A 20,802-nucleotide genomic window follows, 5' to 3' on the forward strand; every position below is an offset into this window, starting at 1 on the left:
GTGAGGCTGAATGCGGTCGGTCAAGCCGCACCGGAATGGGCGCAGGCAACGATGCCCAGCTGAACAGCAGGCAAAGGAGCACACGAAAAATGGCAGGAGCAATTCGTGAGCTCCCCAACCCTCACGAGATACACGACGCCGCGATTGCGATGCTGGATGCCGATGGGACGGTGGTCGGGTGGACGGACACCGCGCAGCGGCTTGTCGGGTATTCGGCTGGGGAGGTGGTGGGCCGGTCCGCCTCGGTCGTGCTGCAGCTCGCCAAGAACGCGTCGCGAGTGCAGGCGTTCGCGGAGCAGTGCCGTGCCCGGGGTGGCTGGTCAGGCAATGCGGCGGTCCGCCACCGCGACGGCCACACGCTCAATGTGGGCTTGCGGATCTCGCAGCTTTGGGGGCAGGACGGAGCGGTCCACTGGCTCGTCTCCGGGACCGACATCGCCGCGCTCTCTTTCGCGTCGAGCAGCGGATCGGTGCGGGAGTCGATTCTCACCCGCACACCGATCGGCATCATCGTGCGTGACCGGGAACTGCGCTGCACGTGGGTCAACGACGCCATCGAGCGCCAGCAGGGCATTCCCCGTGACCGGCGGCTCGGACGTCGCCTGACGGATGTGCTGCCCGGGCTTGAGGCCGAGGCGCTGGAGGTGGTGATGCGGCAAGTGCTGGACAGCGGTAGGACCGCAGTCCACGAGTACCGAGCGTGGCCGCCGGCGGAAAAGCACCGGGAGCACGTGTTCGCGGCCTCGTACTTCTGCCTCCGGGACGCCGACGGGCAGACGCTCGGGGTGTGCTGCATCAATCTGGATGTCACCGGCAGCCGGCGGGCGCGCGAGCGTCTGGCCATCCTCAGCGAGGCCGGCACGCGGATCGGCAACAGTCTGGACGTGATGCAGACCAGCCAGGAACTGGCCGACCTCGCGGTGCCCCTGCTGGCCGACTACGCCACCGTCGACCTGGCGGACTCGGTCCCGCTCGGCGAAGAAGAACTGGCCCGCACCAGCCCGGCCGGCGGACGCCGCCCGGTTCTGCGCCGCGCCGGCGTCGCCTCGATCCACCCGGGGATCCCGGAATCCCCGTGGGCGCGCGGTGAATCGGTCTTCCTTCCACCGCACGCCCCCCAGATCAGCGTTTTGTCCTCCGGTCGCTCGCACCTGGAACCGGTGCTGGACACCGCTGCCGGAACATGGCTCGACCGCGATCCCGCGCGGGCGCGGACGATCCACGAGCACGGGATTCACTCCCTGATGATCGTGCCCATCCGCACACGGCGGGCCATGCTGGGGCTGGCGGTGTTCATCCGCACCGAGGAACCCACCCCGTTCCAGGAAGACGATCTACTCCTTGCCGAGGAACTTGTCACCCGGGCCGCGCTCGCCCTGGACAACGCTCGCCGGTACGCCCGCGAACACTCCGTAGCCCTCACGCTCCAACGCACCCTGTTGCCCCACCGTTTGGGGGACAGTGCGGCCGTCGAGGTGGCCTCGCGCTACCTGCCGGCCGACAGACACCACGGCGTCGGGGGTGACTGGTTCGATGTGATCCCGCTGTCCGGTGCTCGAGTGGCCCTGGTCGTCGGTGACGTGGTCGGGCACGGTATCAACGCCGCCGCCACGATGGGCAGCCTGCGCACCGTCGTCCGCACGCTTGCGGCCATGGACCTGACCCCCAACGAACTGTTGACGCGCCTCGACGACACGGTCCGGCGGCTGACCGAGGAAGATGAGGACGCCGATGACCACGACCAGTTCGCCGTGGCGGGCGCGACCTGTCTGTACGCCGTCTACGACCCGGTCACCCGACGGTGCACCATGGCCCGGGCCGGGCACCCGCCGCCGGCAGTCATCGACCTGCACGGCAAGGTCACCTTCCCCGCCCTGCCCGCGGGAAATCCGCTCGGCGTCGGGTTGGGGATCCCCTTCGAGGCCGTGGAGTTGGACCTGCCGGAGGGGACGCAACTCGCTCTGTACACCGACGGACTTGTCGAGAGCCGTGACCACGACCTCGACGTCGGAATGAAGCGACTGGGCGCCGCCCTGGCACACCCCGGCTGGTCCTTGGAAGACCTCTGCACCTCTGTGATCGAAACGCTGCCCACCCAGTCACCGTCCGACGATGTCACACTGCTCCTGGCCCGGACGCGTTCTCTGAGCCCCAGCCAGACGGCGACCTGGGACCTGCCCAGCGACCCGGCCGTCGTCCGCACCGCCCGGGCTCTGGTCACCGGAGAACTGACCCGGTGGGGGCTGGATGGGATGGTGCCGTCCACGGAGCTGATCGTCAGCGAACTGGTCACCAACGCCGTCCGCCATGCCAGCGGCCCCATCCGGCTGCGTCTGATCCGGCACGAGGCTCTGACCTGCGAAGTCTCCGATGCAAGCGACCATCCCCCTCGTCGGCACCAGGCCCGCAGCTTCGACGAGTCCGGCCACGGCCTCTCCATCGTCGCCCAGCTCTGCCGGCGACAGGGATGCCGCCGCGCAACGGGCGGCGGCAAGACCGTCTGGGCCGAACAAGAACTGCCGAAAGATGCCGGCAAGTCCACCGGCTGCCCTGGAAAGAGGTTTCCGTGATCCGCCGTGACCGACGCCTGCGGCCAAGGCCGCCACGAGCAGCGTCACTACAGGTCGTCACCGTCAACGGCCTGCCCTTCTCGTACGCCCGCCAGGTCCTGCGCATCCAGCGCAGACGCCGCTTGTACGGGGCGAAGAAGCGGTCCAGCAAGACCGTCCATGCCGTCACGGACCTGCCCGCCGAGCAGGCATCCGCCGCCGAGAACGCCACCTGGGCTCGCGGGCACCGGACGGTGGAGGACACCGTCCACTGGGAGCGCGATGTCATCTTCCGTGAGGACAAGTGCCGGTCGAGGCCCGCAATACGCCCGCCGTGCCCGCTGCGGTCCGCGACTTGATCCGCAGCGCGCTCAAGCTCGCCGGATACGTCGACACCGCCGCCGGACGCCGAACCCACGCCGAACTCCACCGCATCCTTGCCCTCTACGGCATCACCTGATCAACCGGACATCCGAGGCGAATGCCAGGGTCATGGGGCGCGTCCGCACCACGAACGGCCGGCGACCTCGAAGACCGACGGGAAGCCGGCCACGGCGCACTGGGTTCATCCCGACACGAACCGGCCGGCTGGCCGGCCTTTCCCAAATCGTGACGTACAGTCAGGAACGTTGTGGCCGGGCCGTCGGCCACTCGAGGACGACGGGGAGCGCGCGATGGCCGGTATGACGGTCGGATTCGTCGGTCTCGGCGCGATGGGGCAGGGCATGGCTGCCAACCTGGTACGCGCCGGCCACCCGTGCGGGTCTGGAACCGATCGCACCAGCCCGTCGCTGCGCTGACGAAGCAAGGTGCCGAGGCCGCCGAGGACATCGCCGGAGTCTTCTCCGCCGACGTGGTCGTCTCCATGCTGGCCAAGGACGACATCGTCGCACAACTGCTGCTCGACCCTGCCTTGCTGGCGGGGGCGAAGGCATCCCTGCACATCAACATGGCAACGGTCTCACCTGAGCTCACCGACCGTGCCGAGGCTCTGCACACCGAGCAAGGCATCGGATACCTGGCGGCGCCCGTCCTCGGCCGTCCCCCGGTCGCCGCCGCCGGGCGAGCTGAACATCCTGACCGCAGGCGACCCGGCACTCCTCAACCGGGCAGAGCCGCTGCTGGCGGCAATGGGCCGGCGCATCTGGAATTTCGGGGAGCGCCCCAGGCAGGCCATCGTCGCCAAAATCAGCGTCAACTTCCTGATTACCTGTGCGATCGAGTCAATGGCGGAGGCGTGCACCCTGGCCGAGGTTAACGGTGTGCGCACGACCGACCTCATCGAGATGCTCACCGGCACTGTTTTCCCCGGACCCATTTACGGCGGCTACGGCGCCATGGTTGCCGAACGTCGCTACGAACCAGTCGGTTTCCGCCTTCCCCTTGGCCTCAAAGATGTCAACCTCGCCCTCACCACGGGCGCGGGGGCGAGCGTCCCGCTGCCTTTCGGCAGCGTGCTGCGGGATGCCTTCCTCGACGCCCTCGCTCACGGGGACGCCGACAAAGACTGGGTCGCCATCACGGACGTCTCCCGGCGCCGGGCCGGCCTGCCCACATAGGGCACGGCGGACAGAGCTTCTCCTCCTGGAGCGACGCCGCGCTCAAGGCGATGGCGGAAGTCTCTGAGGAGTACCGCCCGGTCATACCTGATCCGCAGTCCCAGGACGCCAATCTGCCAGGGGCGTGAGTCACTCACCAGGGACGCGTAGTGGCTGGGATCTGAAGAACCCCAGGACGTCGGTTGCCTGCTCCAGATCGAGGACCAGCGCAACGGCCCGGTGGCTTACTGCGGTCGGATGGCTGATGTGGTGAACACGCTGTTGGTGTTGGCCTGCGACCCCGAGCCGGGCGGAGAAGCCGGCGAGCGGGTGGCCGCCGAGGCCGGGTGCGTAGCCGTCTGTGGGCGTCGACTCGTGCTGACACGATCATCACGGGTCTGGCAGCCGGCTCGCCGCCGATCGTGACGGCCAGGGCGCCGGCCATTGAGCCCTGAAGGGTGCCAATGTTCGCGCACGGATGCCGGCCTCGGGTGATTCGGTCGGCCTGTACGTCTTCCTGGTCGATCGAGCACGCAACGAGACACTTCCCATCCTGGGCACCCCGCTGCTGGGTAACTCTGCCCAGCGTACGTTCAGCAGCAGTAGTCAAGTGCTGTTGCCGGGAGACACGAGATGATCTGATGAAAGTGCTGCCAAGTGTCCCTCAAGCAATCGCTCAGGTGCCGATCCGACGGCAGACCATGGTGCGCTTGCACTGGGCCGGGGCCGATTGCCTCGTACATGCCAACAAAGGACCGCCTCTATGGAATACCGTCATCTCGGCCGCAGTGGCCTGATCATCAGCGAGATCGCCTACGGGAACTGGCTCACTCACGGTTCGCAGGTGGAGGCGGAGGCGGCCGCCGCGTGTGTGCGCGCCGCGCTGGAGACGGGCATCACCACCTTCGACACCGCCGATGCCTACGCCGGGACGCGGGCCGAGGCGGTCCTGGGTGACGTGCTGAAGGGCGAGCGCCGCGAGGGGCTCGAGATCTTCACCAAGGTCTTCTGGCCCACCGGGCCGGGCCGCAACGACCGCGGACTGTCGCGCAAGCACATCATGGAGTCGATCGAGGGGTCGCTGCGGCGCCTGCGGACCGACTACGTGGACCTGTACCAGGCGCACCGGTACGACGTGGCCACGCCGCTGGAGGAGACGATGGAGGCGTTCGCCGACATCGTCCACTCGGGCAAGGCCCACTACATCGGCGTCTCGGAGTGGCCCGCGGAGCAGATCCGGCGCGCCCACTCCCTGGCGCGTGAGCTGCGCATTCCCCTCGTGTCCAACCAGCCCCAGTACAACGCCCTGTGGCGGGTGATCGAGGGTGAGGTCGTGCCCACCTGCGAGGAGCTGGGCCTGGGCCAGATCGTGTTCTCGCCGATCGCGCAGGGCGTGCTGACCGGCAAGTACAACCCCGGTCAGCAGCCGCCGGAGGGCTCCCGGGCCACCGATGACAAGGGCGGCGCCAACGTGATCGCGCGGTGGATGCGCGACGACGTGCTGACGGCCGTCCAGCAGCTCAAGCCGCTGGCCGCCGAGGCCGGTCTGTCCCTCGCGCAGCTGGCCGTTGCGTGGGTGCTGCAGAACTCCAACGTCTCCGCGGCCATCATCGGTGCTTCGCGGCCGGAGCAGGTCGAGGAGAACGCCAAGGCGTCCGGTGTCGTGCTGGAGGCCGACCTGCTTGCGCGTATCGAGGAGGTCCTCGAGCCGGTCGCGGTCACCGACCCCAAGCGGGTGCACGACAACGTCCCGGAGCGTCGCCCCTGAGCCGGCGGCTACGCGTGCGGTGGTCGGTGGTCGCGACCGTTCAGGCGTCCAAGCCGATGTCCGTGAGGCGTTATGACAGCGGGCCCCCGCCTGCTACGGCTCTTGGGCCGAATGAGGTGGCCGAGGGAGCCGCGCTCCACAAAGGCGGGCTCCTTCGGCAGGACAGTCCACCGCCTCGTCACATCCGAATCACACGCAATGGCTGGATCACATGGCTCGTTTTCAGGACCGGGTGGCAATCGTCACGGGCGCAGGAGCTCCGGACGGGATCGGTGCCGCGGTGGCGCGGGGACTTGTCGCGGAGGGTGGCCGGGTCGTGTTGTGCGCGACCTCCGAGCGGATCCACGAACGTGCCGCGGAACTGGGCGAGGCTGCTGTGGGTGTGGTCGCCGACCTGACCCTCGAAGGAAGTGCGGATGCCGTGCTGCGTACCGCAGTCGAGCGATGGGGTCGGGTCGATGTGCTGGTGAACAATGCGGGCATGACCTCGGTGACCTCGGGCTGGGACGCTGATGCGGACGTCGCTGCCCTGTCATTGGCGGACTGGAACGCGGCTCTGGCCCGTAATCTGACGACGGCCTTCTTGATGTGCCGTGCCGTGGTGCCCGCCATGAGGGCGGCTGGGTACGGCCGAATCGTCTCGGTCGGCTCCACCACGGGCACGGTCACCGCGATGCCGGGCCAGGCCACTTACACGGCGGCGAAGGCCGGGCTGGTGGGGCTGTCCCAGGCGCTCGCCCTGGAGGTGGTCGGGGACGGCGTGACGGTGAATGTCGTGGCTCCCGGTTATGTGGCGACCGGTTCACAGCTGGAGTTCGAGGCCGCGGCTGCCGCGGCGGGACCGTTCGGGCGCAGCGGCACGGCGGAGGAGATCGCGGCGTGCGTGCTGTTCCTGGCGCATGAATCGGCTTCCTTCGTCACCGGCTCGGTCCTGGTGGCGGACGGCGGTCACCATCTCCCGGAGTCCTGGCCCGCTCCGTGAAGCCACGGGTCCGGCATTCTCTCGGCGGCCCTGTCCTTACGCCTGGGCCGCCGAGGGGTACGACCTGCACCGGCCGGCGGCCTGCGCCACTCGTGCCACCTGGGGCATGGCACGCCAGGTCTGTTTCCACCGCAGTACGGTTGTCCTGTTCGGTCTCGTCCTCGGTGTGGTCGTCCACCCGGCCCCTCCGCTCATCTCGGCAGGTATCGCGGGCGGTTTCGTCTTCTCCGTATTCACCGACACCTGCGGCATGGCGGCCATGCCCGGGAAGCGGTCCCACAACCGGCCGCGTGCCGCCGGCCTCAACGCCGCGCTGGAGGCGTTGCGCAACCCCCGCGATGTGGTCATTTCGCCGGCACGTGTGCCGACGGGGAAGGGGCGCCGCCTGACCAGTGGTCGGCTACTCCTGGAGTGTCGATGCTCGAACGACGAGGTGGGGGCGCAGTCGTTTGGAGCGGACCGGCTCTTCCTTCACGCGATGCAGGAGAAGGTCCATCGCTTGGCAGCCCATGTCGAACATGGGTGAGTGGACCGTTGTCGGTGGCACAGGCATGTCCGCGGCAACGGGGATGTTGTTGTAGCCGATGACGGCCACGTCCGCACCGGGACGCAGTCCGAATTCCCGCAGGACCCCGATGACGCCGATCGCGGCAGTGTCATTGACGGCGAAGATGGCCGTGGGGCGCGGATTGAGCTTGAGGAGTGCCGCGCCTGCAGCGTGGCCTCCGGTACCCAGTCACGGCCGCCGGCTTTCGACCTGCACTCCGTGCGAGACCTGCCGCCGGTCGATGTCATTGCCGCCTACCCAGGTAGCGACGGGTCGCTGATGGACGCCGCGGTCGCCGCCGGCGCCCGCGGTGTGGTGGTGCAGGCGCTGGGGGCCGGCAACGCGTCTCCAGAGATGACCGCCACCGTGGCACGGCTGGTGGACCGAGGAATTCCCGTGCTGGTGTGCACCCGGGCGTTCAGCGGGCCGGTCATCCCTCTGTACACCGCGGGCGGCGGCGCCGATCTCGAACGATCGGGCGCCGTCTTCGGGAGCGATCTGAGTCCTTGGCAGGCCAGACTCCTCCTTTCCGTAGCAATTACCAGCAAACCGGAAGATCCCGGAACCGTAGTTCGTCAGTGGCTCCGGCAGGCGACACCTGCTGGTGGCTGATGCCTCCCTCACCCCACGTCCCCCGGACGCCGGTGGCGCCCGTGAACCAGAGCAAGGAGCATCATGAGCAAAGAGATCTTCGTGGCCTTCGGCGTGGACATCGACGCGCTGGCCGGGTGGCTCGGCTCGTACGGGGGAGAGGATTCCCCCGACGACATCTCCCGCGGTCTGTTCGCCGGAGAAGTCGGCGTACCGCGCCTGCTCGAGCTCTTCCGCCGCCACGACCTCACCCAGACCTTCTTCTGACCGGGGCACTCGATCGAGACCTTCCCGCAGGAGTTCGAGGCCTGCGTCGCGGCCGGCCATGAGATCGGGGTGCACGGCTACTCACACGAGAACCCGATCGCGATGAGCCGCGAGCAGGAGTCGACGGCCCTGGACTACTGCGTCGACCTCATCGAGTCGTGCACCGGACGGCGGCCCACCGGGCACGTGGCGCCCTGGACGGAGTTCAGCCCGGTCACCAACGAACTGCTGCTCGAGCGTGGCATCAAATACGACCACTCATTGATGCACCGTGACTTCGAGCCGTACTACGTACGCGTCGGCGACAGCTGGACCAGGATCGATTACGACGCCCCAGCCGAGTCGTGGATGAAGCCGCTGCGGCGCGGTCGGGAAACGGACCTCATCGAGATCCTGGCCAACTGGTACCTGGATGACCTGCCTCCGATGGTGTTCATCAAGGCCAGCCCCAACAGTCACGGATTCGTCAATCCCCGCGACATCGAGACGATGTGGCGCGACCAGTTCGACTGGGTGTACCGCGAGAGCGACTACGCGGTGTTCGCCATGACCGTTCACCCCGACGTCTCTGGAAGGCGTCCGGCGATGTCGACGCCTACCTCAAGTGGGCTCCGAACAGCACGTACAAGGGCTTCCAGGACTGTTTCGCCAATGGTGTGTCCGCCGCCCAGGCTCGTCTCCTCGCGGCGGGTCAGAGCCCCTTCGCGGTCAGTACGGGGTCGGAACCCTCTGGCGCCCCTGCGTGGAAGTCTCTTCCGTCATGGGCCGTCGTCGGAACCGCCGACCACGTCATCGTCCCGGCCGAGCAGCGCTCCTTGGCCCGGCGTGCCGACGCCCACATCACCGAGGTGAAGGCGGGCCACCTGTCACTGATCACCCGCCCGGATGTGGTCACCCGAGTCATCGCCGCTGCCGCCCGGTCCGTCCGCTGACCGAGCGAGCCGCCCGGTCCCATGCTCAGCGGCAGATGTGAGGCCGCCCCTCCCACGGTCTTCCACCGTGGGAGGGGGGTGATGCCGGGGAACAGGCAACGCCCGGCCTCACACATGTTCTACCGCGCCCCGCAGCCCTGTTGATTGTCCGGCGTGGGGGCCCATCCCGGCTGTCAGAAGGTGGGGTGCCGGTCGCGGACCGGGCTGAGTGTCTCCAGCAGGGAAGCGATGTGCAGGATCGTCGACTCGGCGTACCAGGTGGCGACCAGTTGCACGCCGATCGGCAGGCCGTCGCTGCTCGTGCCGAACCGCATGGACAGGGCCGGGAGTCCCGTGAGGCTGAAGGGTACGGTCGTCGAGCTCACGTGGAAGGCGCCCACCGTCCGGCCGTCGAGGGTGAACCGTCCGAGCCCGTGCGCGTGCGCGGGGATCGTCGTCACGGGAAGCAGCAGCGCGTCGTACTGCTGGAAGTACTCCGCGAAACCGTCCCGGAGCCGCTCGACTCCTTGCTCGGCCAGGACGTAGTCCTCCACTGACGTGTCGGGTGCGGCGAGCAGAGCCTTGGAGTAGGTGAACATCTGGGCCTCGTGACCCGCGGTGGTCTCGCGGATGGCCGGCTTCATCTCCATGACGTGCTGCCGGGCGAAGAGTTCGAGGGGGTTGTCCCGCTCGAGAGCCGGGATGTTCACGGCATCGACCCCGACACCCGCCCCCTCCAGGGCGTCTGCGGCCTTCTGCACAGTCGCCACGACCTCTGCGTCGACCGGACCGAGTCCCGAGTCGACCAGCCAACCGACGCGGACGGGCCGGTCCGGCGAGGCGCCCAGGCCGGCGTCGAACTCGGGCGGGAGCACGGAGAAGCCGTCGGCACCGTCAGGGCCGGCCAGCAGTGGATACGCCAGTGCCAGGTCACGGACGGTCCGGGCCATGGGACCGGCGTGCCAGTCGCGGCGGGGCTCCCGCGGCCAGAACCCCGTCAGCGGGATGCGCCCGTGCGTCGGCTTGAGGGCTGCGATGCCGGTGTCCGACGCCGGCCCACGCACCGAGATGGACAAGTCGCTTCCGAGACCGAGCGGCGACATCCCGGCAGCGATGGCCGCGGACTCCCCACCGCTCGAACCTCCGGACGAGCGGTTGAGGTCCCAGGGATTGTTCGTCCTGCCCGTCAAGAGGTTGTCGGACTCGACCCAGTACGAGAACTCCGGGAGATTGGTCTTCGCCAGAAGGATCGCGCCAGCCCGCTTCAACCGCGCCACGCCGGTGGCGTCCGTGTCCGGGATGCGACCCGCGAAGATCGGCGACCCGCGCTGGGTGAGCACTCCGGCGGTGTCGAAGCCGTCCTTGACGGTGAAGGGCACACCATGGAGCGGTCCTACTTCCCCACCCGCGGCGAGTCGCTCGTCCGCCGCCCTCGCAGCGTCGAGCGCGCCGTCGGCGAGCGTCACGATCGCGTTCACCTGAGGGTTGGTGGCCTCGATGCGGTCGAGGTGCGCCTGAACCACCTCGACGGAGGAAACCTTCCTCGTGCGGATCAGCTCGGCGAGTTCGGTCGCGTCGGAGTGGATGAGGTCGGAGGCCATGAGGGAGTTCCTCTCAGATCTGTATATACCGCCGTACTATCCGGTCGTTTCTCTGCTTCGGACGGTGCGACGCGCCGCCGGGGTGTCGGAGCCCACGGCCCGCTCAAGGCCCCGGGACGAGTTCGGCACGACCGGCATGACCCGCCGACAGCTCGGCGAGCTCATCGACCGAGCTGACTGCTGCGCCGGAGGTTCAACGCGAGCGAATGCTCCGCACACGTCGCGGTCACGAGCGGTCGGTAGCCGCGCAAACTCGCGACCACGGACCTTCTCGGCCAATTCTTCGGCGTCACCGCCATGACCATCAGCCGCGCGAATCCGGAAAGCCTCCCACCCGCTCCCGACCCCACTTGAACCAAGGGCCAAAAGGCGAGCCAAAGATCTGCACGCCTTGACGAGCCGAAGTCAGTATCGTGGTTTCGCTTTCCCTTCGGACAAAAGGATGCTCGCGGTCGGTGCCCCGTTTCATGGAGTACGGTGCGGTGCAAAAACTCTATTAATTCAAATAAGCGCTTTGGGTGACCGGGGAGGCCTGGGCATGGAAACCGGCGATCGCCTGAGAGACCTCGCGCGGCGCGTGGGGACGGCCGACGTCGTGGACGCTCTGGGGCGGGTGCACCGGCATCGAAGTCACCTGGTCGATCTCGCCAGTCCCACGCCCGACCGGTTGCTCTTCGGCCCTGCGGTGACGATCTCGTTCTTCCCCGCCTGCGAGGCCGCGCTGCCGCCGGAGACGTTCAATTTCCCTGCCCTCTTCAGCGAGGCGGTCCGGGAAGGGGGCGACGGCCGTGTTCTTGTCATGGCGAGCAACGGGTATCCAGATACCTCAATGGCCGGCGGAACCAAGCTCTCACTGTTAAGGCGCGCAGGGGTCTCAGGTCTTCTCGCCGACGGACGGATCCGCGATTTCGACGAGTTGGCCGACACCGAGCTGGCGGTGTACTGCCGGGGCGAGGCCGTCGCGTGGGGAGGCGCCACCGTAACGCCTTTCGAGGCCAATCGACCGGTGGTACTGGGCGGGGTCGGGGTCAGGCCGGGTGACTACGTGTTCGCGAAGGGCTCGAACGCGGTGGTCATCCCGCGGGACCAGGTACTCAACGTGCTCGAGGACGCCGAGCGGACGATGCGGGAAGAGGCCACTTTGGCGACTCGATGGAGCGCGGGGACCCCCGAGTCAGGAAGGGCGGACGTCCGGTGACATCGGTGTCTCGCCGCCGCCGTCCAAGGAGCACTCCCGAGGGCCGGCCGTGCCCTCATGGCCAGGAAGGCCGGCGCCAGGAAACAGAGCCGAGTCGTTGTCCTTTCCCGGAAGGCACGTCGTGAACGCAGAAGCGCGTGACCAGAACATCCACTTCGACGGACTGCGTGCGCTCTTCGTCAACTGCACCCTCAAACCGTCCCCGCAACGCAGCAACACCGAAGAACTGCTCCTCATGAGCAGCACCCTGATGGAGCGCCAGGGTGTCGAGGTGGAGGTTGTTCGAGCGGTGGACCACGACATCGCGACGGGCGTCTGGCCCGACATGACGGAACACGGAGCGGCCAGTGACGAGTGGCCGGTCCTCTATCAACGGGTGCTGGACGCCGACATCCTGGTGCTGTGCGGTCCGATCTGGTTGGGCGACAATGCCAGTGTGACCAAGCGGGTTGTAGAAAGGCTCTATGCCTGCTCGTCCCTGCTCAACGAGCGGGGTCAGTACGCCTACTACGGCCGCGTCGCGGGGTGCCTGATCACCGGGAACGAGGACGGCCTCAAGCACTGTGCGAGCAATCTGCTCTACAGCCTGCAGCATCTCGGCTACACCATTCCGCCGCAGGCGGACGCGGGCTGGATCGGAGAGGTGGGGCCTGGCCCGTCCTACGCAGACCCGGGGTCCGGCGGACCCGAGAACGACTTCACCAACCGCAACACCACATTTATGACGTGGAACCTCATGCACGTTGCCAAGCTGCTGAAGGAGGCGGGAGGTATCCCCGCCCACGGTAATCAACGCTCCCTCTGGGACGCCGGTTGCCGTTCGGGGCAGTCCAATCCTGAGCATCGCTGAGCGGGGGCATGAGAGCGTTCCGCTCACGCCACGCGTCCGGATTCGGTTGAGGCGGGTTCGTGCCGCCTGGTCGCGGAATCGGGGTTGATGCGGCGCCGGCGTCCGACTCCGGCCAAGCGCGCCGAAGGGCCCGACGACAGCGGAGGCCCTCGCTCAGCCTCGCGCGAGGTGGGGAGGTCTTCGTCGAGATGCCCGCCATCGCCCCGTCCGCGTCGCCTCCGACCGGCGTCCCCCGCGCTTCCGGCGAGCGCGGCCCTCTGGCTCGATGAGGTCATGACGAGGTCTCCCAGTACTTCCAGCCGGTCTCGGAGGTGGGGAGCGCCGAGGCTTCTCCCCGAGCGGGGGACCTTCGAGGCGCTGATCAGTCTTGCTTTGACGGTGCGAGCCCGCGACCTGGCGCGAACGCTTCCAGGTGCGGGACGAACCTCGCATATCTGCTCAAGTATCAAGCTCTGATGTGAAATCACGCGCTTGCGCTGGAACGGCAGTTGGGGGCATCTAGCACTGCCCTGCTAGTACTCGTAATTTAGGAATTATTGTTGACACGCGTCTGTAACCGCTGCAAGATCCTGGAAACATTCCGCGGGCGCGCGGGCATTGACTGGTCCGACGTCCCACCGCCGCACCCTCCATGAGGGGGCGGCACCTCGGACTCACGACCAGGACGGGTCGCACGCCTGATCGAAGGATCCGATGTGAAACGACATCTCACCGCCCTCCTCGCCCTAGTGACCGGCTTGCTGGCCGTGTCGGTTCCCGCAGACGCCAGCCCGGCTGCCGGCACGGTGGCCGCCACGACGCCGGCATCTCAGCAGGTGCTGAGCCCGACGCCGTACATGGGCTGGAACACCTACTACGCACTGGGTGGCGATCCGACCGAGGCCGAGATCAAGTCGGTGGCCGACTTCCTGGTCAGCAGCGGCCTCCGCGACTCCGGTTACCAGTACGTCTGGATCGACGGCAACTGGGCGGCGCCGACGCCGCGCAGCGCCGCCGGTGACCTGGTGCCCAACCCCGACCAATTTCCGAACGGGCTGAAGCCGCTGGTCGACTACATCCACTCCAAGGGCCTGAAGGCCGGCATCTACACCGACGCCGGCCCGTACATCCCGGGCAAGTGCGGACTCGGCAGCCACGGCTACTACCAGCGCGACGCGGACCAGTTCGCCGCCTGGAAGTTCGACGCGGTCAAGGCGGACTACCTCTGCGGGATCGCCGCCGACCTCGACCCGAAGACCGTTTACACCGAGTTCGCGCATGCGTTGCGGAACAACGCCAGCAAGCGACCCATGATCTTCAACCTCTGCAACCCGGTGACCTCCCCGGACTGGGGCAACTACCCCGAGGAGCAGCAGTCGACGTACTCCTGGACCTATGCGCCGTCGATCGCGCAGTCCTGGCGGACGTACACGGATGTGGGTTTCGTCGGCGAGATCAAGTACAAGGACGTGCTGCGGAACTACGACGCGAACGCGCGGCACCCCGAGGCCGCCGGGCCGGGGCACTTCAACGACCCGGACTACCTCGGTCCTGAACTGGGGATGACCGACGAGGAGTTCCGTACCCAGATGACGCTCTGGTCGGTGGCGGCCGCGCCGCTGATGATCGGCAGCGACGTCCGCAAGCTCAGCAAGACCTCGCTCGGCATTCTCGAGGACCGCGATGTGATCGCGATCAACCAGGACTCCGCCGGTGTCCAGGCCGTCCGCGTCGGGCCCGCCGGTACGACGGAGACCTGGGTGAAGCGGCTGGCGAACGGCGACCGTGCCGTGGTGCTGCTGAACCGGGGCGACAGCCCGGCGACGCTGACCACGAAGGCCTCGTCGGTCGGCCTGTCCGGGAACCGGTTCACCCTGAAGAACGCCTGGACCGACCGGGTCACCGAGAGCGCCGGCACCATCAGCGCCGCCGTCCCGGCCCATGGCGCAGCCCTGTTCCGGGTCAGCGCGGCCAAGGGCAAGCCCGGAGTTCCGCACGTCGTCGCCGGCCTGCCGCAGGTGACACAGGTCGGTGACGACGCGGTGCCCGCCGGTACCGCCCCGCTCGTCGCCGGCGGCGACCAGGCCCGGGTCGAGGTCACCGTCCGCAACGACGGTGCGCAGCCGGTCTTCGCACCCCGGGTCGAGCTGGCCGTGCCCACCGGCTGGACGGCCCGTCCGCTCGGCGAGGCGCCGAAGCTGCTGGACTCCAACCACTCCGCGACCTTCGCCTTCACCGTGACCCTGCCGGCCACCGCCGCGCCGGGCAACGCCGCACTGACCGCCACCACGTCGTACGAGGTGGTCGGCAAGGGACGGCTGCGGCAGGAGACGTCCACGCCGATAGTTGTCGCACCGGCGGCGCCGGACGGCGACGTCGCGCTCTCGCACCACCAGTGGATCAGCGCCACCAGTGGGTGGATGAGCCCGACGGTCGACCAGAGCGTCGGTGGCGGGTCGCCGATCAGCATGGTCGGCCAGGTCCACGCCACCGGCATCGGGGTCGCCTCGCCCTCCACGATCCGCTACTACCTCGGCGACCAGTGCAGCCGGCTGACCACCACCGTCGGCATCGACGACGCGGTACGCAACGTCGGCCCGGAGGGCGGCACATCGACCTTCCAGGTGATCGGTGACGGCAAGGTGCTGTTCGACAGCGGTGTGCTGACCCGCGACGACATCCGTCAGGCCGACATCGATCTGACCGGCGTCCGGGTGCTCGACCTCGTGGTCGGTGACGCCGGCGACGGCGGCTACAACGACCGCGCCGACTGGGCCGGTCTGAACGCCACCTGCTGATCCGGCTCGGCCGCACCCGGGTGACACCTCACCTGGGTGCGGCCGATTCGCCAAAAGAGACGCCGTGGCGCGGGTTCGCGCCACGGCGTCGTGATGTCGGGCCGGCACCGACGGGGAGCGGACGGCGTCAGGTGTGCCGCAACACAACGAGTTCGAGGTCGTGCTCGGCGGTCCACTGCACAGGCAGGCCGACGACGGTGAGGCGGCTGCCGGAGTGATGCTGTGGAACTGATCGCTGCCCGCCTGCGTCATGGCGTTCATGGCACAGGGTGGGAGCACGATGGTTGAGGAGCCCACGTGGGGGGAGCTGCTGCTTGGATTCTTCCTCATCGCGGCCATCCCCACCATCATCGGAGGGATGGTCATCTCGTCCCTTGTCGGGCTCACGATGTGGATGACAGCACCGCTGCGGAGGCGCAGGCGTAGCAGAACTGCTGAGTGGGCCGGGTCCGTCCGTCAAGAACGCCCCTCTGCGTTGACCCCAGCCGCTGACACCGACAGGCGCGAACAGCGGTGAACCAGGCCGAACCACAGGGGACGATCAGGCGAGGCGCACAGAGCGTGGGTCCATGTTGCCGACACCCTGTGATCGGCCTGGAAAGGACGAGGCCGGATCTCAAATCCTGCTTCCAGTGCCGGCACTCCTGGGGCGAGCCCCGATCCACCTGGAGCAGTGCGTCAGCATCCCGCATGCCCATTCCATCTCGGCGAGGACCCGGCATGGGCAGATATCGACTGCCTCGGGCACCAGGGCACCGGGTTCGACCACCACGGGATAGGCGCCCTCAGGACTGCTGCGCTGGGAACGATGCGCCGGATCGTCGAGTCCTTCCCCCAACTGGCGGCCATGTGGCGGGCCGAGCCCACTCGCAGCGGCTTGACCCTTGAGCGAGCGGGGTAGCTGCCGTGCCCCGTACATGGGAAGTACAGCGACCACAGCATCCGCGGCCGTCCAGTAGCCGCGGTGAAGGACTGAACGGCAACCACGATGGCCGTCTCCAACCGATCCACTTTGAGTCAGGGATCCAATGCCGTTGCTTGAGCTTGTCAAGCAGTTCGTGACATCGGAGGAGGGTGATCGTTGGGCCTGGCATGCATCCTTGGGTGGGGTTGTCTGATCAGGTGCGGCTGGGTGTGGTGACCCGGTGGGTGACTCCGGAACTGGTCGACGAGGTGCTGGGCAGGTGCAGGGTCCGGGACAAGAAGCCCGGCGCACTGCCGGCGAGGTTCATGGTCTACTACGCCCTCGCCTTGGCGCTGTTCCAGCAGGACTCATATGACGATGTTGCCGAGCAACTGGTGGGCAGTATCCAGGAGTTGAACGCCAGCGTTCCGAACAAGTCCTCGTTCACGCGGGCCCGCACGCGCTTGGGGCCGCTGGTCCTGGAGGCCTTGTTCCATGAACTGGCCGGCCCGCTGGGGTTGGTTGGCCTGGAGGGCTCCTTCTACCGGGGGATGCGGCTGGCCGCAGTGGACGGGTTCGTCTTGGACGCGCCGGACACGAAGGCCAACAGGGCCGCGTTCGGCGGTCCGACCAAGAACGGCCTGCCCGCAGGGTTCCCCCAGGTGAGGGTGGTCACGCTGACAGAGTGCGGCACGCACGCCCAGATCGACGCGGCGGTAGGCGGCTTCAACGGCGGCGAACGCGACCTGGCCGTCGCCATGGCAGCCTCGGCCGCCGGGATGCTCGTGATCATGGACCGGGGCTTCCCCGGAACGGAGCTGTGGAAGGCCTACACCGCCGACGGCGCGCACCTGCTGCTACGGGCGCGCTCCTGTGTCGCGCGTCGCCCGGTGCAGCACCTGCCCGACGGCACCTACCTGGCGCGGATGAACCTCGGCGGGCAGAAGGGTGCGCACCCGGGCGGCGTGCTGGTCCGCGTGATCGAGTACCGCGTCGACGGCGGCGAGGTGATCCGTCTGCTGACCGACCTCTTCGACACTGATGTTTTCCCTGCGGCCGATCTCACGGCCTTGTATCACGCCAGGTGGGAGGCGGAATCAGCATTCCGGCAGATCAAGACCTTCCAGCGTGGGCCCGCCGAAGTCCTACGTTCAGGGGACCCAGACCTGGTGCGGCAAGAGGTCTGGGCGCACCTCGTCGTGCACCACTGCCTCACACGGGTCATCATGTCCCTCGCCGACGACAGCGGCATCGATCCGGATCGGCTCTCGTTCGTTAAGGTCCTCAAGCACACCCGGCGCAGCGTGGTCCGTCAGTGCGCCGACACACCCAAGAAGATCAAGAAGTTCCTGGCCGTACTGGCGGCGAAGGTTCACCGGAAGCTGGACAACGGCGCCCGGCGCCTGCGCGAGGCAGACCGGCACCTCAAGCGGCCGGACTCGAAGTACTCCTCGAAGCTCTCCTACCGGATCAATACCCGCGACCGGCAGCCGACCAGGCGCGTCGCGCCCAAGGTCATCACGCTCCAACCGGCAATAGTTCACTGACTAAAACAACGGCATTGGTCAGGGATCAGGAGGTGATGGCCCTACGGTGCCGTAGGCACTGAGGTAATCATGGATGGGGCATGCGCAGGAGCGCGCCGGGAGGGGCCGTTGGGTTGTGCTCTCGCTAACCATCCGCTTCCGGGACACGGTTTGCCACGGTGGTGAGGAGCCAGTCAGCAAGCACGGAGAAGTCGCCGTTGGTGAGGCCGGCCCTCGGATCTACGCGGTGAAGCAGTGATGCTTCTCGGTGCTGTGCCGTGACCCACAGGTGATCCATGTCGCTGATCTCGTCGTCGACCCAGATGAACGGACGATGGCCGGCCCACTCGACCAAGGAGCGAGTCTTCCAGTGCAAGCCGCGTGGACCCTCGTCGGCGGGCTCCTCTGGCCATACCACCACAGGCAGCGTCGGCAATCCGATCCGCGGAGCGACGGACTCGTTTGCTTCCTCCCCCCATGTCGAGGCCCACACCAGATCACACCCCAGAGCCATCAAGCGCGGCCCAATGCTGGGATCGAGCCGTCCCAAGAGTGGATTCTCCCGATCAAGGGGCATCTCGGAGCCGAAAGCAACGGCCTGCAGCCGACTGGGCGACGGCCCGAACGGGATGAGTGGTCCGTCCACGTCCAGGAAGAGGAGAGGACGCTCCTTTGAACCGGTCATGTCGGCACGATAGCCCTGTGCCGCGGAGAAGCCGGAGAGCCTAAGCCCGCCCGACATCGACTCCTGCGACCTCGGCGCAGCCGCTTTCGAATGCGGACGACGTACGGTTGAAGTACCGAGGGCTTCACGCACTCCGGCCGCCACGCCGGGTCGTCCTCGGCGAGAGGCGAATCCTGACTGCCCCAGTGGTCGGCGCGGGGACGGGTCGGCATCGTGTCCGCCGCAGCGAAGCAACTCCGCCCAAGCACTGCATTGCTGCGCCGGCATCGCATACCCGTACCGTCCCCGGCATCTTCCGAGGGGAGGCGTGATGTACCCGTCCCGGCTGGACATCCATCGGCGGAACCGAGGGGAGCGGACGCTCGTCACGCTTGCCGGTGACATCGGACCGGCCACGACACCGCTACTGCGGGCCGCATTGGAGCAGTGTCTGCTGGACGGCGTCACTGTGATCGACGTCGACCTCGCCACGGTCGGCTCCTGTGACGCCAGAGGCTTGGACGTCTTCCTGTCGGCATCACGGCGCGCCGGCCGGGTACACGCCTCGCTGCTGCTGCACCACCCGTGCGCACAGATCACCCAGCTCCTCGACGTCACCGGATCTGCTTCGCTGCTTCTTGCGGCCCCCGGGGGCCCCGTGCCGGCCGCCGTGCTGGGCGACCTCACGAGTATCGGGACGCGGGCGCCCGAGGCGCCTGCTCGTCGGTCGGTTCAGCCGGCCCTCGGGGACGGGATCCGCATTCGCCGGCTGACCCGTTGGCAGGCCGAGGGTGTGCGCGAGGACATCGCCGACCTGGCCGCAGAGTCTGTAGTGGGTACCCCCGGCGAGGCGTGCCACCACCGTGGAGACGTGCTGCACCGCCTGGCTGTCAGTGCCCACCACCCTGGCTTCGCGCTGCTGCTCGCGGAGACGACGGCACTGGTCGGATGCGCCTTCGGTTTTCCGGTGGGCCCTGACAGTTCCGGGCGCCGGGGGTTCGAGGGAACGCTCCAGGAGAGCGTTCAGCGGCTCACTTCCCACGCACGGTTCGCGGTCCTCACCCAGGTCGTGGCCCATCCGCACGTGCAGCACCGCGACATCGCCCGTCGCCTGCAGCTGCGGCTGCTCACGGTCCTGCACTCCTCCCTCGGAGTCGCCCTGCTCGATCCTGCCGACCGGGCGGGACAAGCCGCATTCTCGAACTGGGGCTGGCAGAACATGGGAGAGATCGTCGGGCTGCCCGGTCCTGTTGCCCCCTGCGTGTTGATCCTGCTCGTGGAAGGGCTGTCCCGGGAAGGCCGATGATCAAGCGCAGGGGCGATGAGCCGGCGGCCGTAGCGACCGGCGCGGTCACTCCACCCGTCCTCTGCCGTATGGGGCGCCCGTCTCACCGGCGGATGAGCTCGCGGCGTGTGTGGTGCCAGCCGGACACGGTCCTCGACGCGCGTGACTACGCTGTGCGTCCGTGTGGGCGACGGGGCGTCTGTACTGCGTCCTGTCAGGTGCGCCGAATGTCCACGCGGCCGATCGCCCAAGAGTCCACCTTGGCCAAAGGGACACGCAGAAAACCGGTGCCAGCGAAGATCAAGGGCTCTGCGCCGAACACGACCTTCCCTTCGGCGAGGTGAAGGGCGTCCTCCGTGTCCAGCGAGCCGCCCTCGGCCGCGAACTCGTCTGCGAAACCCTTCATCGCATCTACCTGATTGAGTGCTTCGACGCTGCTGCTCAGCCATGCCGCACGGGAGGTGAGCCGCCCTGTGATCAATGTGCCGCCGACGGTGATGGTGATGTCGAGGGAGTCGCCACTGTGGTTGACGTGTTTGACGATGCGTGCGAGCAGCTTGTCACTGTTTGTCATGGAGTGAACCTACTAGGTCCGCGCGGGGAGCCATGAACAGCCGAAGGGAGTCACCGTGTCGAGCGGGCACCGTGCAGCACCAGGCCGCTCACCGTCTCACCTGTTCAGGTGCCGCTTCCGCTGGCGGTGGCGCGGAGGCTTGAACCCACGGCGACTCGCGCCACGTCGGTTTCAGGATCGTCGGTCGAGGTTCGGTGAAGCGGCTGCCGAGGTGCTCACGGCCCGGGCCAGTCCAGGCACAGGACGGTGGCATCGTCGCGTGGGTCGTGA

Annotated in this window: 16 protein-coding genes and 4 pseudogenes; 16 read left to right on the forward strand and 4 right to left on the reverse strand. The window is 67.8% G+C overall.

Annotated elements, in window-relative coordinates:
* Window positions 1-89: 89 nt before the first annotated feature.
* The 6 genes and pseudogenes from ADL25_RS33685 (at window position 90) to ADL25_RS33705 (ending at window position 6,837) form a co-directional block, all read left to right on the forward strand.
* Window positions 90-2,570, forward strand: a complete 2,481-nt coding sequence (locus tag ADL25_RS33685) for a SpoIIE family protein phosphatase (protein ID WP_059131701.1) — start codon at window positions 90-92, stop codon at window positions 2,568-2,570.
* Window positions 2,525-3,009: pseudogene (locus ADL25_RS33690) on the forward strand (ISAs1 family transposase); the annotation flags it as partial. The gene ADL25_RS33685 and the pseudogene ADL25_RS33690, both read left to right, overlap by 46 nt.
* A gap of 265 nt (window positions 3,010-3,274) precedes the next feature.
* Window positions 3,275-3,807 (forward strand): annotated as a pseudogene (locus ADL25_RS52305) (NAD(P)-binding domain-containing protein).
* Window positions 3,737-4,108 (forward strand): NAD-binding protein, encoded by a 372-nt coding sequence (locus ADL25_RS52310; protein WP_420711389.1) that lies wholly within the window; start codon window positions 3,737-3,739, stop codon window positions 4,106-4,108. The pseudogene ADL25_RS52305 and the gene ADL25_RS52310 overlap by 71 nt, the downstream one beginning before the upstream one ends.
* A gap of 742 nt (window positions 4,109-4,850) precedes the next feature.
* A complete protein-coding gene (locus ADL25_RS33700) occupies window positions 4,851-5,855 on the forward strand; it encodes an aldo/keto reductase family protein (protein ID WP_059131703.1) in 1,005 nt (334 codons plus the stop codon).
* 211 nt (window positions 5,856-6,066) lie between these two features.
* The gene (locus ADL25_RS33705; RefSeq protein WP_059131704.1) at window positions 6,067-6,837 is read left to right on the forward strand and encodes an SDR family NAD(P)-dependent oxidoreductase; all 771 of its coding nucleotides are present in this window, start codon (window positions 6,067-6,069) and stop codon (window positions 6,835-6,837) included.
* Window positions 6,838-7,237: 400 nt separating this feature from the next.
* Here ADL25_RS33705 and ADL25_RS46830 read toward each other — a convergent pair whose 3' ends face one another.
* Entirely contained in the window at window positions 7,238-7,483 is a 246-nt protein-coding gene (locus ADL25_RS46830) for a substrate-binding domain-containing protein (protein ID WP_234381143.1), read from the reverse strand.
* Between ADL25_RS46830 and ADL25_RS50945 the strand changes: the two genes are divergently transcribed.
* The 4 genes and pseudogenes from ADL25_RS50945 (at window position 7,364) to ADL25_RS52320 (ending at window position 9,174) form a co-directional block, all read left to right on the forward strand.
* Window positions 7,364-7,996, forward strand: coding sequence for a hypothetical protein (locus ADL25_RS50945; protein ID WP_059131706.1), 633 nt, complete (start codon window positions 7,364-7,366; stop codon window positions 7,994-7,996). The two genes, ADL25_RS46830 and ADL25_RS50945, sit on opposite strands and share 120 nt — an antisense overlap.
* Window positions 7,997-8,059: 63 nt before the next feature.
* Entirely contained in the window at window positions 8,060-8,242 is a 183-nt protein-coding gene (locus ADL25_RS50950; RefSeq protein WP_234381142.1) for a hypothetical protein, read from the forward strand.
* Window positions 8,243-8,254: 12 nt separating this feature from the next.
* Window positions 8,255-8,479, forward strand: a pseudogene (locus ADL25_RS52315) (polysaccharide deacetylase family protein); the annotation flags it as partial.
* Between the two features lie 254 nt (window positions 8,480-8,733).
* Window positions 8,734-9,174 carry an alpha/beta fold hydrolase gene (locus ADL25_RS52320; protein WP_402529177.1) on the forward strand — a complete coding sequence of 147 codons (441 nt, stop codon included), beginning with the start codon at window positions 8,734-8,736 and terminating at the stop codon, window positions 9,172-9,174.
* A 173-nt stretch (window positions 9,175-9,347) separates the two neighbouring features.
* On the opposite strand, the gene ADL25_RS33725 is transcribed toward ADL25_RS52320, so the two are convergent.
* Window positions 9,348-10,754: an amidase gene (locus ADL25_RS33725; RefSeq protein ID WP_059131707.1), complete on the reverse strand. Its 1,407-nt coding sequence runs from the start codon at window positions 10,752-10,754 to the stop codon at window positions 9,348-9,350.
* A 130-nt stretch (window positions 10,755-10,884) separates the two neighbouring features.
* On the opposite strand from ADL25_RS33725, the pseudogene ADL25_RS52325 reads away from it, so the two are divergent.
* The 5 genes and pseudogenes from ADL25_RS52325 to ADL25_RS33755 form a co-directional block, all read left to right on the forward strand.
* Window positions 10,885-11,087: pseudogene (locus tag ADL25_RS52325) on the forward strand (ISAzo13 family transposase); the annotation flags it as partial.
* A gap of 205 nt (window positions 11,088-11,292) precedes the next feature.
* Window positions 11,293-11,952, forward strand: coding sequence for an RraA family protein (locus ADL25_RS33730; RefSeq protein ID WP_059131708.1), 660 nt, complete (start codon window positions 11,293-11,295; stop codon window positions 11,950-11,952).
* 121 nt (window positions 11,953-12,073) lie between these two features.
* Window positions 12,074-12,802 (forward strand): flavodoxin family protein, encoded by a 729-nt coding sequence (locus ADL25_RS33735; RefSeq protein ID WP_181923195.1) that lies wholly within the window; start codon window positions 12,074-12,076, stop codon window positions 12,800-12,802.
* Between the two features lie 695 nt (window positions 12,803-13,497).
* Entirely contained in the window at window positions 13,498-15,579 is a 2,082-nt protein-coding gene (locus tag ADL25_RS33740; protein ID WP_059131709.1) for an NPCBM/NEW2 domain-containing protein, read from the forward strand.
* Between the two features lie 1,104 nt (window positions 15,580-16,683).
* Window positions 16,684-18,030 (forward strand): IS4 family transposase, encoded by a 1,347-nt coding sequence (locus ADL25_RS33755; RefSeq protein ID WP_159045056.1) that lies wholly within the window; start codon window positions 16,684-16,686, stop codon window positions 18,028-18,030.
* 124 nt (window positions 18,031-18,154) lie between these two features.
* Here the strand turns inward: ADL25_RS33755 and ADL25_RS33760 are convergent, their stop codons facing one another.
* Window positions 18,155-18,694, reverse strand: a complete 540-nt coding sequence (locus ADL25_RS33760; RefSeq protein ID WP_059131715.1) for an HAD domain-containing protein — start codon at window positions 18,692-18,694, stop codon at window positions 18,155-18,157.
* Between the two features lie 310 nt (window positions 18,695-19,004).
* Here ADL25_RS33760 and ADL25_RS46835 point away from each other — a divergent pair, with 310 nt between their 5' ends.
* Window positions 19,005-19,979: an STAS domain-containing protein gene (locus ADL25_RS46835; protein ID WP_079050741.1), complete on the forward strand. Its 975-nt coding sequence runs from the start codon at window positions 19,005-19,007 to the stop codon at window positions 19,977-19,979.
* A 193-nt stretch (window positions 19,980-20,172) separates the two neighbouring features.
* Here the strand turns inward: ADL25_RS46835 and ADL25_RS33770 are convergent, their stop codons facing one another.
* Window positions 20,173-20,532: a hypothetical protein gene (locus ADL25_RS33770; RefSeq protein ID WP_059131713.1), complete on the reverse strand. Its 360-nt coding sequence runs from the start codon at window positions 20,530-20,532 to the stop codon at window positions 20,173-20,175.
* Window positions 20,533-20,802: the final 270 nt, after the last annotated feature.

Origin of the sequence: Streptomyces sp. NRRL F-5122, assembly GCF_001507435.1 — a bacterium.
In the GTDB taxonomy this organism is placed as follows: domain Bacteria; phylum Actinomycetota; class Actinomycetes; order Streptomycetales; family Streptomycetaceae; genus Streptomyces; species Streptomyces lannensis.

Coding starts and splice junctions, on each gene's coding strand:
- ADL25_RS33685 (WP_059131701.1), top strand. CDS start 90: ATGGCAGGAGCAATTCGTGAGCTCCCCAACCCTCACGAGATACACGAC.
- ADL25_RS33700 (WP_059131703.1), top strand. CDS start 4,851: ATGGAATACCGTCATCTCGGCCGCAGTGGCCTGATCATCAGCGAGATC.
- ADL25_RS33705 (WP_059131704.1), top strand. CDS start 6,067: ATGGCTCGTTTTCAGGACCGGGTGGCAATCGTCACGGGCGCAGGAGCT.
- ADL25_RS50950 (WP_234381142.1), top strand. CDS start 8,060: ATGAGCAAAGAGATCTTCGTGGCCTTCGGCGTGGACATCGACGCGCTG.
- ADL25_RS33725 (WP_059131707.1), bottom strand. CDS start 10,754: ATGGCCTCCGACCTCATCCACTCCGACGCGACCGAACTCGCCGAGCTG.
- ADL25_RS33730 (WP_059131708.1), top strand. CDS start 11,293: ATGGAAACCGGCGATCGCCTGAGAGACCTCGCGCGGCGCGTGGGGACG.
- ADL25_RS33760 (WP_059131715.1), bottom strand. CDS start 18,694: ATGACCGGTTCAAAGGAGCGTCCTCTCCTCTTCCTGGACGTGGACGGA.
- ADL25_RS46835 (WP_079050741.1), top strand. CDS start 19,005: ATGTACCCGTCCCGGCTGGACATCCATCGGCGGAACCGAGGGGAGCGG.
- ADL25_RS33770 (WP_059131713.1), bottom strand. CDS start 20,532: ATGACAAACAGTGACAAGCTGCTCGCACGCATCGTCAAACACGTCAAC.